Genomic DNA, 14,311 nt, shown 5'->3' on the forward strand with positions numbered 1-14,311 from the left:
TCGTTGCATTCATTGGTCTGACCAGTTATAGTGAAGAGGAGATTAGTACCAGGTATAAACAGGGGGTAAGAAAGATGCAAATCGATCAAATTAAAGAGCTCATTCAACTGTTGGACCAGTCTTCGGTCCATGAAATGGAGCTTGAAACATCTGATTTCAAACTGTCATTAAAGAAAGAAGCGCAAGCGGTCATGAGCGCGCCAGTGATGCAGACACAAGCAATCGCACCACCTGCGCCTGCTCCTCAAGTAGAAGAAAACACAGAACAATCGGCGCCAGAAAAAGCGTCTTATCGTACAATCACGTCTCCGATGGTCGGAACATTTTACTCACGTCCAGCTCCGGATAAGGAAGCCTTCGTCAACGTAGGTGATCGAGTGGAGTCGGGGCAAATCGTCTGTATTTTAGAGGCGATGAAACTGTTTAACGATGTGGAAGCGGAAATCAGTGGCGAAATCGTCGAAGTGCTCGTCGCCGATGGCGATCTCGTCGAATTCGGTCAACCGCTCTTCAGCGTGAAGTGAGGTCGTTATGAAATTATTAATCGCTAACCGCGGAGAAATCGCGGTTCGAATCATACGTGCAGCAAAAGAATTGAATATTCCGACGGTCGCCGTCTTTTCGGAAGCAGATCGTGAAGCGTTACATGTCCATTTGGCTGATGAGGCGTACTGTATCGGACCAAACCCATCAAAAGACTCGTATTTGAATATTCCAAACATCTTATCGGTCGCCTGCGCCGTAGACGCGACGATGGTGCATCCGGGATATGGCTTTTTAGCTGAAAACGCAGAATTTGCCGAGATGTGTGAGGCGTGTGGCATCCAATTCGTCGGTCCAAGTAGCTATGCCATTCGTAAAATGGGAATCAAAGACGAGGCGAAACGAACGATGATTGAGTCAGGTGTCCCGGTCGTCCCAGGTTCTAGCGGTGTCGTCACAGATGAAGAGGCAGTCGAACTCGCACGCGAGATGGGCTATCCGGTCATCATTAAGGCGACGGCAGGTGGCGGTGGACGCGGTATTCGTGTCGCCCGCGACGAAGATGAACTTATTCAAGGTTTGATTGCGACGCGCAAAGAGGCGAAGCAGGCGTTCGGTAACGGAGACGTCTATCTTGAGAAATTTATCGAGTCGTTCCGTCACGTTGAAGTACAGGTCCTCGCTGACCAATTCGGGAACGTGATTCATCTAGGGGAACGCGACTGTACAATTCAACGACGTATGCAAAAACTCGTTGAAGAGGCGCCGTCACCTGCAATTGACGAAACTACTCGTCGATTGATGGGAGATGCGGCCGTCAAGGCAGCGAAAGCGATTCAATATTCTGGAGCAGGGACAATCGAGTTCATCTACGTTCCGGAATCGAATGAATTTTATTTCATGGAAATGAATACGCGGATTCAAGTCGAGCACCCTGTCACGGAGATGATCACCGGCTTTGATCTCGTGCAAGCACAACTCGAGGTGGCGCTCGGACATCCGCTCGCCATCTCACAAGAAGACATCACCTTCTCCGGGCATTCGATTGAATGCCGAATTAACGCCGAAGATCCATTCATGGATTTCCGTCCAATGGCGGGGAAAATCGATCAGTATATCGTTCCCGGCGGTATGGGTGTTCGGGTGGATAGCGGTCTCTATGCAGGAGCGATGATTCCTCCGTTTTATGACTCGATGGTCGCCAAGTTGATTGTGCACGCACCGACGCGTGACGAGGCGATTTTGAAGATGTTGCGCGCTTTGGACGAGTTTACGGTTTCAGGAATCAAAACGACGATTCCGTTCCATCAGCAAGTCATGGCACACGAGCAGTTCCGAATCGGCACATTCGACACGAAATTTGTCGAAAAAGAAATGTCATTGGCGAAATAACAACAACCAGGAAGCCCGAACATTATTTCGGCTTCCTGGTTTTTTGTACTGAATTTATGAGTGCTTTATGCTAAACTATCACAATGAAAGCATGTAAAAGGAGAGTAACTGAATGAAACGTCATGAAGCACGAGAGAAAGCGATTCAAACGCTTTTTCAAATCGAAGTATCTAAATTAGAGGTAGACGAAGCAATCGAGTTTGCGTTGGACGGTGAAGAGTCGGATCCGTTTTACGAACAACTCGTCACAGGAACGCTAGAGCATCAAGAGGATATCGACGCCTTACTCGTCGATAACTTGAAAAACTGGCGCTTGGATCGTCTAGGAAATGTGGAACGCACGATTTTACGAATGGCGACGTTCGAATTATTGTATGTCGAAACGATTCCGGAGAACGTTACCATCAACGAGGCAGTCGAACTCGCGAAAGCGTTCGGAGACGAAGAAGCCGGTAAGCTCGTGAATGGCGTACTTGGCAACATCATTAAAGAAGACTAAAAAATAGAGATAAGACACCAGACCAACTACAGAAAAACCTAAAGACAACGGGGGATGAGAGAGATGGCAGTAGTGATCGACGGGAAACAAGTGGCAGCATCATATCGAGAAACGTTAAAAGAGCGTGTGACAGAACTTCGCGCACGCGGCATCGTACCGAAATTGAAAGTAGTATTGATTGGGGATGACCCTGCAAGTCATAGCTATGTACGCGGGAAAGAACGGGCGGCACAGGAAATCGGGATTGATTCACAAGTGCTCCGTTTTGATGAAACGATTAGCGAGAAAGAATTACTCGACTTGATTGACTTGATGAATGAGGATGAGGAAGTTCACGGGATTCTCGTGCAACTCCCACTACCAAAACAGATCGACGAATCACGAGTCATCATGCGCATTTCTCCTGAAAAGGATGTAGACGGGTTCCACCCGGAGAACGTCGGGAAGATGATGCTCGGTCTGGACACATTGCTGCCATGTACACCTCACGGCATCTTGCATCTCGCAAAGACACAAACTGAGATCGCTGGGAAGCATGTTGTCGTTGTCGGGCGCAGTCAAATCGTAGGAAAACCAGTTGGCATGCTGTTCTTAAATGAATCCGCTACGGTCACGTATTGTCACTCGAAAACAGATGACCTAGGAGCCATGACACGACAAGCTGATATTTTAATTGTCGCGGTTGGACGTGCAGGGCTTGTAACAGCGGACATGGTCAAACCTGGAGCGCTCGTCATCGACGTCGGCGTCAATCGTGTCGAAGGGCGTCTCGTTGGTGACGTCGATTATGAGGCTGTAAAAGAAAAGGCGAGTGCGATTACGCCGGTTCCTGGCGGTGTCGGTCCGATGACCATCACGATGCTCATGCATAACACGGTCGAGGTAGCGTCACGTGGCTAATCCACTTCCGGTCTCCGAAGTTGTCCGATATGTGAAACGGCAACTCGATGATGATGTATTGCTTCGACAAGTCGCGGTCATCGGTGAGATTTCAAATTTCAAACGTTATTCCTCCGGACATTGTTATTTCACCTTGAAAGATGATGTGTCTCGGATGAAAGCTGTGATGTTTTCTCGAGATGCGAAACAACTTCAGTTCGAACCGAAAGACGGGATGAAGGTCATCGCTGTCTCGAGAGTGACGATGTATGAAGCGACCGGGGATGTACAACTGTACGTTGAACTGATGCGCCAAGATGGCATCGGCTTGTTATATGAACGGTATGAAGCTAGAAAACGTGAACTTGAGGAAAAAGGTTGGTTTGATGCAGAACAGAAACAACCCCTTCCGACGTTTCCGGAGCGCATTGGAATTGTCACATCTCCAAAAGGTGCAGCGCTACATGATATCGCGACCACGCTTCGGCGTCGGGCGCCCCATGTTGCCATCACATTTGCCCCTGTAGCCGTACAAGGTGAGATGGCTGCCCCGCAAGTGGCTTCTGCCATTCGCTGGATGAATGAACGGACCGACTGTGATGTGCTGATCGTCGGTCGCGGTGGTGGTTCGATTGAAGAATTGTGGGCGTTTAATGAAGATGTCGTGATAGATGCCATCTATGCATCGACGATCCCAATCATTTCTGCTGTCGGGCACGAGACAGACTATACACTTTCTGATTTTGTCGCAGATGTTCGGGCTGCTACCCCAACAGCGGCGGCAGAACTCGCTACAGCGATGATCGACGCACAGCGGAAAGATGTAGAACGTTTGGATAATCATCTGCACAAAGCCGTCAGAATTCAACTCGATGATTCACGGACTCGTGTAGAACGTATGATTAACAGTTATGGGCTGAAATCACCACGATATACGATTTCTCAGAAACGAGAGCGGTTTGCCCAGTCAGAAATACGGCTCGAGCAAGGAATGAAACGACACCTCACCGAAGCCACGCATCAACTCCGTCAGTTATCACAACAGCTTGATGTGAAGCGGTTCTCAAAAGAATTGTCTAAGCAAGGTGAGCAGGTCAATCAAATGGTCGATCGACTCCGTCGGACAAAACCGATAGAACAGTCAAAGCAACAATTTGCACAACAGGTTGGAAGATTGCATGCGGTCAGCCCGCTCGCCGTCTTATCACGAGGTTATACGTTTATCGAACAAGACGGGGCATACGTGCAAAATGTGAAAGAATTACGAGATGGGAACATCTCGATTCGTTTTCGGGACGGTCATGCTGTCGCTGAAGTGAAGGAGAGGATTGTTGGTGACGAAACAAGAACAGACGTTTGAAGCAGCGCTTGAACGACTTGAACAGATTGTCGCGCAACTCGAAACCGGTGATGTGCCGCTAGAAGAAGCGATGACTTTATATGAAGAAGGTGTCCGGTTATCTGCTTTGTGCCAGACAAAACTCTCGGCCGCTGAAAAGAAGATGGACGAAATTCTAGAGCTAGATGGCACCCTGCGTGAAAAAGGAGGGTCCTCATGAACCGAACGGATGACTTGAACAAGTGGAAGCGAACTGTCGAAGAATCGATGCGTTTGCTCATTGAGGCGAGTGATATGCCAACGCGGCTTCGCGATGCGATGTCATATTCCTTAGAAGCGGGCGGGAAACGAATTCGTCCTGCACTCGTCTATGCTGTTCTTGAAACATACGGTGTACCACTCGAACGAGGGAATGAGGTTGCGGCGGCACTCGAAATGGTCCATACATATTCGCTGATTCATGACGATTTACCGGCGATGGATGATGATGACCTTCGCCGAGGTCGTCCGACGAATCACCGACAGTTTGATGAGGCGACTGCAATTTTAGCGGGTGACGCGCTTCTGACAGATGCGTTTCGTATTCTCGCACACATGTCGCTCCCTGCCGTAGAAAAAGTTAAAATCATCGAGGCTTTCGGTCTAGCAGCCGGTAGCTCAGGTATGGTCGGCGGTCAGCTGGACGATATGCTCGCTGAAAAGCGGAATGACGTCACGTTACAGGAACTTCAATCCATTCATGAGCGGAAGACCGGAGCCCTTCTTGTCTATGCACTTGAAGCGGGTGGGATCCTTGCCGGCGTATCGGAAGAAGATCGGTCCCAATTAAAACAGTTCGGTCGTCACCTCGGCATTGCGTTTCAGATTCAAGACGATATTTTGGATGTCGTCGGAGATGAACAGACAATCGGGAAACGTGTCGGTTCGGATGAAGAGAATGAAAAAACGACATATCCGAAATTACTCGGATTGGACGGAGCGAAGCGTGCGCTCGATGCAGAAGTTGAGGCGGCGACCTTTGCAATCGAGTCGCTCTCAACTCCAGCTCCCCTGTTATTGGACTTGTTGGCGTTTGTAGTGAAACGAAATCATTGACCTCTGGTGACACGATGAGCACATCGTGTCACCTTTGTTTTGGGGAATGTGTGGCATCTACCGTCACATTCTTGTAAAATGTAAGGTACGAATCAGTAAAATGTGAGGAGAAAGGATGGTCATTATGGACTTGACATCCATTCAAGACCCGTCATTCCTGAAAAGGATGTCTGTAACCGAACTCGAATCACTCGGCTCAGACATTAGACGATTCTTGATTGAAAAATTGGCAGTGACGGGAGGGCATTTGGCGCCAAACTTAGGAGTTGTGGAGTTGACGCTAGCCTTGCACCGTGTATTTGACAGTCCGAAAGACCAACTTGTATGGGACGTCGGTCATCAGGCGTATGTTCATAAAATTTTGACAGGACGTACGAGCCAGTTTGATACCCTTCGACAATACAATGGGTTATGTGGCTTCCCAAAACGTTGTGAGAGTGAACATGATGTGTGGGAAACCGGGCATAGTTCGACTTCGCTTTCAGCAGCTATGGGGATTGCGATCGCGAATGAATTAAAAAGCCGTGCGAACGACCGTGCCATCGCAATCATTGGCGATGGGGCATTGACTGGAGGAATGGCGCTCGAGGCATTGAACCATATCGGTGCCGAGAAGCAAAATGTCATTGTCATCTTGAACGATAATGAGATGTCGATTGCACCGAATGTCGGGGCGATGCATAATATGCTCGGCCGAATCCGTGCTTCGCGTAAATTGAAACACGCGCGTGAAGAGATGGAATCCATTATTAAACACATTCCACTCGTCGGCAACTCACTCGAACGGAGTGGGGAGCGAGTGAAAGATTTATTAAAATCCGCACTCATTCCGGGCACGTTCTTTGAAGAACTCGGCTTCACTTATTTCGGACCGACTGACGGCCACGATTTGAAAGACTTACTTGAAACACTTGAGTATGCGAAAAAAATCGATGGACCTGTTCTCGTTCACGTCATCACGAAAAAAGGGAAGGGTTATCGTCCCGCTGAGTTAGACGGTGTCGGAACATGGCACGGATTAGGACCTTATAAAATCGAGTCAGGTGAAGTGATTAAAGGGAAACCGAAAGGCCCGAGCTACTCGAAAGTCGTTGCCGAGACAATCACGAAAGTGGCAGAAACGGATGAGCGCGTCACATTGATCACGCCGGCAATGAGTGTCGGGTCAAAACTCGACTGTTTCACGAAGAAATTCCCGGAACGCATGTTTGACGTCGGGATTGCCGAACAACATGCGGTAACACTTGCAGGTGGTCAGGCGACACAAGGACTAAAACCGGTCGTCTCGATCTATTCGACGTTCTTCCAACGCGCGTATGACCAACTCGTCCATGACATTTGTCGTCAAAATCTAAACGTCGTGTTCACAATCGACCGTTCAGGACTTGTTGGAGCAGACGGAGAGACACACCAAGGTGTATTCGATATCGCTTTCATGCGTCACGTACCGAACATTCGAATCTTGATGGCGAAAGATGAAGAAGAGTTGCAACAACTCGTTTATTCAGCGCTTCGCTATGATGGTGGACCGATTGCAATCCGTTTCCCGCGTGGGGAAGGGATTGGCGTACCAATGAGTGATACGCTCCAAGAAATCTCTCTTGATGATTGGGAAGTCGAGGCAGAAGGGACAGATGTCGCGATTCTGACGTTCGGACCACAAGTTCAAGACGCTTTGGAAGTACGTTCATTGTTAGAAGGCAAGCTCAGTGTACGCGTCATCAATTGTCGCACGATTAAGCCGCTCGATGATGCAATGCTCGCCTCTTTATATGCAGAAGGTATTCCGCTCGTGACGCTTGAGGAAGCGGCGCTCGCAGGTGGTTTTGGGAGCAGTGTGCTCGAACATGCGAATGAAGCAGGAGCGTTCCCGCGGATTCAACGTCTCGGGATTCCGGACCGGTATATCGAGCACGGTGGTGTCAATCAACTCTTAGAAGAGATTGGTCTCCGACCAAACCAAATGGCAGAATCGATTGAACGGTTCGTCATGGAGACAAATCGACAGAATGTGTGAGGGATTATGGAAAAAAGAACGAAAACAAGATTAGATGTACTACTCGTCGAACGCGGACTCGCTGAAACACGAGAGAAGGCGAAACGTTCTGTCATGGCCGGTCTCGTCTACAGTGGGACCGAGCGCCTAGACAAGGCGGGCGATAAAGTGTTTGACGATATCCCTCTTGAAGTGAAAGGTCAAGTGCTTCCGTATGTCGGACGAGGAGGGCTGAAACTCGAGAAAGCACTACAAGTGTTCCCGCTCGACGTCGAAGGACGTGTTGGGATTGATATCGGCTCCTCTACCGGAGGATTTACAGACTGTGCACTTCAAAACGGTGCGACGCAAATGTATGCGGTCGATGTCGGATACAATCAGCTAGCCTGGAAGCTTCGGAGCGATGATCGAGTCGTTGTCATGGAGCGGATGAACTTCCGTCATGCGACAGTCGATCAATTCCCAACCAAGCCAGATTTTGCGACGATTGATGTTTCTTTCATCTCACTTCGTCTCATGTTGCCACCTCTTAAAGAAATTCTAAAGCAGGACGGTGTCGTCATGGCCCTCGTAAAACCTCAATTCGAAGCCGGTAAAGCCGACGTTGGGAAAAAGGGGATTGTGCGAGATCGTGATGTTCATGAGCGGGTGGCGAGCGATATGGTTCGCTATTTCGCATCGGAAGGGTTCTTTGTCGAAGGACTGGATTACTCCCCGATTACGGGTGGAGATGGAAACATTGAGTTCCTGTTATTCGCCCGTTATACGGGAGTAGGGGGCGTCACGCCATCACTCCGAGTCGAAGATGTTGTGGATGCGGCCCACACCAAATTAAAAGGGTAAGCGATGGCTACAGACAGATTTGTCTGTAGCTTTTTATGATTGTAGAAGAAGAGATGGAGAATGGTGGAAATCACCTCTGGAATGCTAGACCTTTTTTCGACAATACTTTAGAATGATAATGTGTATGTGAAACGAAGAATGAGGTGTCAGCGCTTATGAATAAAGGACAGCGATTGATTAAAATTCGAGACATCGTGACGAATCGTGAAATCGAAACGCAAGATGAACTAGTAGACGAGCTTCGTCGTTTAGGGTATCCCGTCACACAGGCTACTGTATCTCGGGATATTAAAGAGTTACATTTGGTCAAAGTACCTTTGAACGATGGGCGATACAAATACAGCTTGCCTGCGGATCAGCGCTTTAACCCATACGGTAAAATGAAGCGCATCCTCAGTGACAGTTTCGTCTCAGTCGATTCAGCTCAAAACTTGGTCGTCATGAAAGTGTTACCTGGTAATGCGGATGCGATTGGTGTCTTGATTGATCATCTATCATGGGATGAATTGATTGGAACGGTTTGTGGAGATGACACAATTCTCATGATTGCTCGCGATGAGGACAAAGCGAAGCAGATTATTGATCGACTACTCGGAATGTTATGAGGTGAAAGTACGTATGTTAGCAGAACTATCAATCAAACAGTTTGCGATTATCGACGAATTAAACATTCCGTTTAATCGGGGCATGACCGTTCTTACAGGTGAGACGGGTGCAGGTAAATCGATTTTGTTAGATGCGATTGGGTTGCTTGTTGGAGGACGTGGGTCGAGTGAGTTCGTTCGTTATGGTCAGGATAAGGCCGAAATCGAAGGGATGTTCATGGTGGAATCGGATCATCCGGTGATTGAGGCGGCTGAACAATACGGCATCGAAATCGAAGATGGGACAGTCATTTTGCGCCGAGACTTACATAGTAGCGGGAAAAGTGTCTGTCGTGTGAATGGGAAGATGATGCCACTCTCGACGTTGAGAGAATTCGGACGACTTCTCGTGGATATTCATGGACAGCATGAACACCAACACTTGATGGACTCAGAATTTCACTTAGGCATTCTCGACCATTTTGCCGAAAAAGAAGTCGGGCCACTATTAGAGGAGTATCAGACAGCTTATGCAGCCTGGAAACAAGTCGCGGATGAACTGAAACGACTCAGTCAAAGTGAACAAGAGCTCGCGCAACGAATGGATTTGTTATCGTTCCAAACGAAAGAAATTGAGGCAGCTGAGTTAAAAGCAGGGGAAGAACAGGCGCTGACAGAAGAACGTGATGAACTGGCTAACTTCGAACGGATTCATCAACATATTCGTCTGTCTTATGAAGCGGTCGCGGAAGAGTCGAATGGACTTGACCATATCGGGGTCGCGATGCGTGAAATGGAAGAAGCATCTCAATTATCCTCATCCCTTGCATCTGTATCAGAAACGATTTCAAATGCTTATTATTTACTCGAAGATGCGAAGTTTCAGTTGCGTGATCAACTAGACTCACTCGAGTTTGATCCAATTCGTTTAGATGAAATCGAGTCGCGTCTGGCATTGTTCCAACAGTTAAAACGAAAATATGGAACGACAATTGAAGAAGTCATCGCTTATGGAGAGCAAGTATCTGACGAGTTGAAGTCGATGACTAATCGAGAGGAACTTCTTCAAACTTTGTCAGAGGATCTCGTCCGATTAGAAAAAGTTGCAAAAGAGGCGGGTACAAGACTGTCCGCGGCTCGTAAAGAGGCGGCCGAGTCTCTTCAACACGCCATCCATCGAGAACTAAAAGAACTGTATATGGAAAAAACGGCGTTTGAAGTTCGATTCCGAACGACGACACTAAAACAAGACGGTCTTGACGACGTCGAATTTTATATGATGACGAACGTCGGAGAACCTTTCAAACCGCTGGCGAAAGTGGCTTCAGGTGGAGAACTTTCCCGGGTCATGTTAGCTCTTAAGTCAATTTTCTCCCGAACGGTTGGTGTCGCATCGATTATCTTCGATGAGGTTGATACAGGAGTATCTGGACGCGTCGCTCAAGCGATGGGAGAAAAAATCTTCCGTTTGTCTGTCGGTTCACAAGTGCTATGTATCACGCATTTAGCACAAGTCGCTGCGATGGCGGATCAACATCTTTACATCACCAAGACGGAGACGAATGATCGGACGAAGACGAATGTTGCCACTCTCGACCGAGAGAGCCGAATTGACGAGCTCGGCCGAATGATCGCAGGTATACAAATGACCGACTTGACGAAGCAACATGTGGAAGAGTTGCTCGAAATGTCACAGCAAGTAAAACAGAAGTTCATCAAAGGAGTGTCATAAGTGATTACATTATGTATTGCGGACGACAATCGAGAAATCGTCGATTTGTTAAGCCGACAACTAGAATCTGAGCCTGATCTCCGTGTCGTTGGAACAGCGCACGATGGTGAAGCGTGCTTGGATGTCGTCAAGACACACCAACCGGATGTACTCTTACTCGACATAATCATGCCTCATTTGGATGGAATCGGAGTCTTGCAACGTCTACATGAAGAACTCGGTGATGATAAGCCGGAAGTGATCATGTTGAGTGCATTTGGAAAAGATGAAGTGACGAAACAAGCGGTTCAATTAGGTGCCTCTTACTTTCTCGTCAAACCGTTCAATATTCAACAATTGTTAACGAAAATTCGTGAACTGTCGGACGGTGCTAATCGCGAGTTTGAAGGAATGTCTCCAGATGAAATTGAAATTTCGCTCTTGCTCCAACAACTTGGGATCTCTCCTCGAATCAAAGGATTCAAATATATCCGCCAAGCCGTCATCTATGTGCGCGAGCGTCAAGATTTGCTTGGATTGATCACCAAGGAATTATATCCGATGGTGGCAAAAGAGCATGATACGACTTCATCACGTGTGGAACGGGCGATGCGTCACGCGATCAAGACAGCATGGGAGAATGGAATGCGCGACCATGAGATGTTTGAAGGGCGACCTGAGCGTGAACGTAGTCCAAAGAACTCGGAGTTCATTTCATATTTCGTCACGTACTTGTCGTTTAAAAGTAATTGAATCTTTAAAGGTGGACTAAGTCATCAAATGACTTAGTCCTTTTTTTAAAATAATCAATAAAAAATTTTATTTACTTTATGAAAGAAAGCGCTTGCAAAACCGTCGTACTTTGTTATAATAAAGGTGTACCAAGTTACTTGGACAAGCGTCAGATGAACGCTTTTCAAACTTGTTCCGGAGCAATGTTTGAAGAAACAAAATCATCTCGGTTCGCTATCCGACAATAGCTCAGAGGTGGGAACGACATCTCAAGTCGTCAATGTCCCGACGTGAGGTCGCGACAGTCGCTCATTTGCGAGACGATTCTATCATCAACTCGAAGCTAGGGGTTGATATAGGAAAAACAAATCGTTCAGTTAACCAAAAGGAGTGTTGTCAACCGTTGAACAGTTTATGGCAAGCGTTCGACTTCACGATGGATGGTTGGACATGATCCGATAATAAAAAATGTTAGTAACTCGAATGGAAATGTTCCGTTCACGCAAGACGGCAGTTACTAAAGTTCTTTCATACTTCTTCATTAAGAAGACGTTGGATATCATGTCAAAGGAAGTAAAGCAGTTGGAAAGGAGATCATCCGTAGTGATCACAATTCAATACGAATAAAAGGTTCCGCACTTGAAATGAAGTCAAGTTAGGGAACCTTTTTTTTGTGTGCTTATGAGTCGAGTCGTTGAACTTTTCCTGTTTTTTTGTCGCGGTTAAATATATAGCCAGCTACAAATCCGATCCCGCCCATGGCGAGCAGAAGTCCGAAAGTCCCCTGCAACATGGAGGCGGCAGCGAGTGAATCGATCCATGTGAACGGTGCGCTCGTCTTCAAAAAGAAGCTGTCGCGAAGCAATTTGATTCCGTAAACACCTAATAAACCAGGGACGATTAAGATTAGAAGCGCGATGAAACGCATGCAATCTCCTCCTTTACCATACATTATTTTAACAGAAATCTGTTCATTCCACACTGTCTATTTTTAGGCGGCTTGCGCATCATGGTGGGATTCAGTAGCATGAAGAAGAGAAGAGAGAAAGATGGGGGAATTCGTATGAATAAACGATTGATGATTGTCGGTGCGGGCAAAGGAGGGACGGAAGTCTTGAACATGTTGATGGACTCCCCGCTCGCGACGATCGTTGCGGTCGTCGACTCCGATGCATCGGCTGAAGGGATTGCCCTCGCCAAAAGTTATGGCATCGCCGTGACGGACGATTGGACGAAATATGCAGAGGTAGCATTAGACTTTGTTATTGAGACGACAGGGCAGCATCAAACGTTCGAAGAGTTGAAAGATCATTACAAAGATGCGGTTGTGTTGCCGGGAGAATTTATTCGAATCGTTGTCGAGCGATTGAAACAAAATCAACAGATGCTTGAAGCAATCATCGAATGTACGAGTGAGGCGATCTCGGTAGCCGATCATCACGGCAATACGATATTGATCAATCCGTCATATACCCGGTTGACGGGATTTAAAAAAGAGGACGTCGTTGATAAGCCTGCCACGGCCGATATCGGTATGCAGGAGAGTGTGCATCTGAAAGTTCTATCGACGGGTCAAGGTGTCCGAGATATTCGGATGCAAATCGGGGCGACGCGACGTGACATACTTGTGAATGCAGAACCGATCATCGTAGAGGGGAAATTGAGAGGTTCGGTCGGCGTCATCCGTGATGTGTCTCAAATCCGTGCACTTCGTGATGAATTGCAAGAAGCGAAAACACGTATTCGAAATTTAGAAGCTAAATATCAATTTGCTGATATTATCGCAACGAGTGATACGATGCGATTTGTCATCGATCAAGCAAAATTGGCAGCGGTGACACCAGTTACGGTATTGATTCGTGGAGAATCGGGAACAGGAAAAGAACTGTTTGCCCACGCTATCCACGGAGAATCTCCACGAAAATTTAAAAAGTTCATCCGAGTAAATTGTGCGGCCATCTCGCCTACGCTTCTCGAAAGTGAATTGTTCGGTTATGAAGATGGTGCATTTAGTGGTGCAAAGCGTGGTGGGAAGACGGGTTACTTCGAGGAGGCGGATGGTGGATCGCTCTTTTTGGACGAAATCGGAGAATTGCCACTCGATGTCCAAGTAAAACTCCTTCGTGTCCTTCAAGAAAATGAGATTGTGCGAGTCGGGGGGACAACGGCGATTCCAATTGATGTCCGCATCATAGCCGCAACGAATGCGGATCTTGAACAAAAAGTGGCGGACGGAACATTTCGTGAAGATTTATACTATCGAATCAACCGGATGCCCATCCATATCCCGCCACTTCGAGAAAGGTTAAATGAACTCGAGGCACTCTGTGACCGCATCGTTCGAAAGTTGAATCAAGAGTATGGCCGAAGTGTACAAGGGGTAGATGAAGATGCGTTGACTCTGTTGAAAAGTCAGCATTGGAAGGGGAATGTCCGCGAACTTGAAAATGTGATTGGTCGCGCAATGATTTATATGGCGAACACGGAACAACAGATTGCTCCACATCACTTACAATTATCACCTCGTACACCGAGCCAGAAAGTCGTCGAGTCTGGAACACTTCATGAAGCCGTGGCGAAATATGAACGTGATTTGATTGAACGAACGATTGAAGAAGCCGGTGGGAATAAGTCAGAAGCTGCCCGGCGGTTAAAAATTTCAATCCGGACTTTATATAATAAATTAGATGCCATGCAATAAAGTGCATGCAATTATATGCGCACTAAGCAATTATGTGCATGGCTTCCCGCTTTATAA

General features: G+C 47.4%; 14 protein-coding genes. 13 read left to right on the top strand and 1 reads right to left on the bottom strand.

From position 1 onward, the window contains the following. The first annotated feature begins 74 nt into the window (after nucleotides 1-74). From accB to spo0A, 12 genes are all read left to right on the top strand, one after another. Complete coding sequence (gene accB, locus KNO87_RS07140) at nucleotides 75-524, top strand: acetyl-CoA carboxylase biotin carboxyl carrier protein (protein WP_214787512.1); 450 nt, start codon at nucleotides 75-77, stop codon at nucleotides 522-524. A gap of 7 nt (nucleotides 525-531) precedes the next feature. After that, the gene (gene accC / locus KNO87_RS07145) at nucleotides 532-1,875 is read left to right on the top strand and encodes an acetyl-CoA carboxylase biotin carboxylase subunit (protein ID WP_214794681.1); all 1,344 of its coding nucleotides are present in this window, start codon (nucleotides 532-534) and stop codon (nucleotides 1,873-1,875) included. A gap of 112 nt (nucleotides 1,876-1,987) precedes the next feature. Next, the gene (gene nusB, locus KNO87_RS07150) at nucleotides 1,988-2,374 is read left to right on the top strand and encodes a transcription antitermination factor NusB (RefSeq protein ID WP_214794683.1); all 387 of its coding nucleotides are present in this window, start codon (nucleotides 1,988-1,990) and stop codon (nucleotides 2,372-2,374) included. A gap of 63 nt (nucleotides 2,375-2,437) precedes the next feature. After that, on the top strand, nucleotides 2,438-3,274 hold the full coding sequence (gene folD, locus KNO87_RS07155) for a bifunctional methylenetetrahydrofolate dehydrogenase/methenyltetrahydrofolate cyclohydrolase FolD (RefSeq protein WP_214787518.1): 837 nt from the start codon (nucleotides 2,438-2,440) through the stop codon (nucleotides 3,272-3,274). Further along, nucleotides 3,267-4,613: an exodeoxyribonuclease VII large subunit gene (xseA, locus tag KNO87_RS07160; RefSeq protein WP_214794685.1), complete on the top strand. Its 1,347-nt coding sequence runs from the start codon at nucleotides 3,267-3,269 to the stop codon at nucleotides 4,611-4,613. The genes folD and xseA overlap by 8 nt, the downstream gene beginning before the upstream one ends. Next, nucleotides 4,588-4,812 carry an exodeoxyribonuclease VII small subunit gene (gene xseB / locus KNO87_RS07165; protein ID WP_214787522.1) on the top strand — a complete coding sequence of 75 codons (225 nt, stop codon included), beginning with the start codon at nucleotides 4,588-4,590 and terminating at the stop codon, nucleotides 4,810-4,812. Before xseA ends, xseB begins: the two co-directional genes overlap by 26 nt. Beyond that, a complete protein-coding gene (locus KNO87_RS07170; protein WP_214787524.1) occupies nucleotides 4,809-5,687 on the top strand; it encodes a polyprenyl synthetase family protein in 879 nt (292 codons plus the stop codon). Before xseB ends, KNO87_RS07170 begins: the two co-directional genes overlap by 4 nt. 124 nt (nucleotides 5,688-5,811) lie before the next feature. Then, nucleotides 5,812-7,704 carry a 1-deoxy-D-xylulose-5-phosphate synthase gene (gene dxs / locus KNO87_RS07175; RefSeq protein WP_214794687.1) on the top strand — a complete coding sequence of 631 codons (1,893 nt, stop codon included), beginning with the start codon at nucleotides 5,812-5,814 and terminating at the stop codon, nucleotides 7,702-7,704. Between the two features lie 6 nt (nucleotides 7,705-7,710). Continuing rightward, entirely contained in the window at nucleotides 7,711-8,526 is an 816-nt protein-coding gene (locus tag KNO87_RS07180) for a TlyA family RNA methyltransferase (protein ID WP_214794689.1), read from the top strand. Between the two features lie 155 nt (nucleotides 8,527-8,681). Next, a complete protein-coding gene (ahrC, locus tag KNO87_RS07185) occupies nucleotides 8,682-9,131 on the top strand; it encodes a transcriptional regulator AhrC/ArgR (protein ID WP_214787530.1) in 450 nt (149 codons plus the stop codon). A gap of 13 nt (nucleotides 9,132-9,144) precedes the next feature. After that, nucleotides 9,145-10,842, top strand: coding sequence for a DNA repair protein RecN (gene recN, locus KNO87_RS07190; protein WP_214787532.1), 1,698 nt, complete (start codon nucleotides 9,145-9,147; stop codon nucleotides 10,840-10,842). Next, nucleotides 10,843-11,574, top strand: a complete 732-nt coding sequence (gene spo0A, locus KNO87_RS07195; protein ID WP_214794691.1) for a sporulation transcription factor Spo0A — start codon at nucleotides 10,843-10,845, stop codon at nucleotides 11,572-11,574. It abuts the gene before it with no gap. Between the two features lie 658 nt (nucleotides 11,575-12,232). Here spo0A and KNO87_RS07200 read toward each other — a convergent pair. Then, nucleotides 12,233-12,481, bottom strand: a complete 249-nt coding sequence (locus KNO87_RS07200) for a DUF2627 domain-containing protein (RefSeq protein WP_214787536.1) — start codon at nucleotides 12,479-12,481, stop codon at nucleotides 12,233-12,235. Nucleotides 12,482-12,616: 135 nt separating this feature from the next. On the opposite strand from KNO87_RS07200, the gene KNO87_RS07205 reads away from it, so the two are divergent. Then, nucleotides 12,617-14,254: a sigma 54-interacting transcriptional regulator gene (locus tag KNO87_RS07205; protein ID WP_214794693.1), complete on the top strand. Its 1,638-nt coding sequence runs from the start codon at nucleotides 12,617-12,619 to the stop codon at nucleotides 14,252-14,254. The last annotated feature ends 57 nt before the right edge of the window (nucleotides 14,255-14,311 follow it).

It is taken from the genome of Exiguobacterium sp. s34, assembly GCF_018617435.1.
Classification (GTDB): Bacteria; Bacillota; Bacilli; order Exiguobacteriales; family Exiguobacteriaceae; genus Exiguobacterium; species Exiguobacterium aestuarii.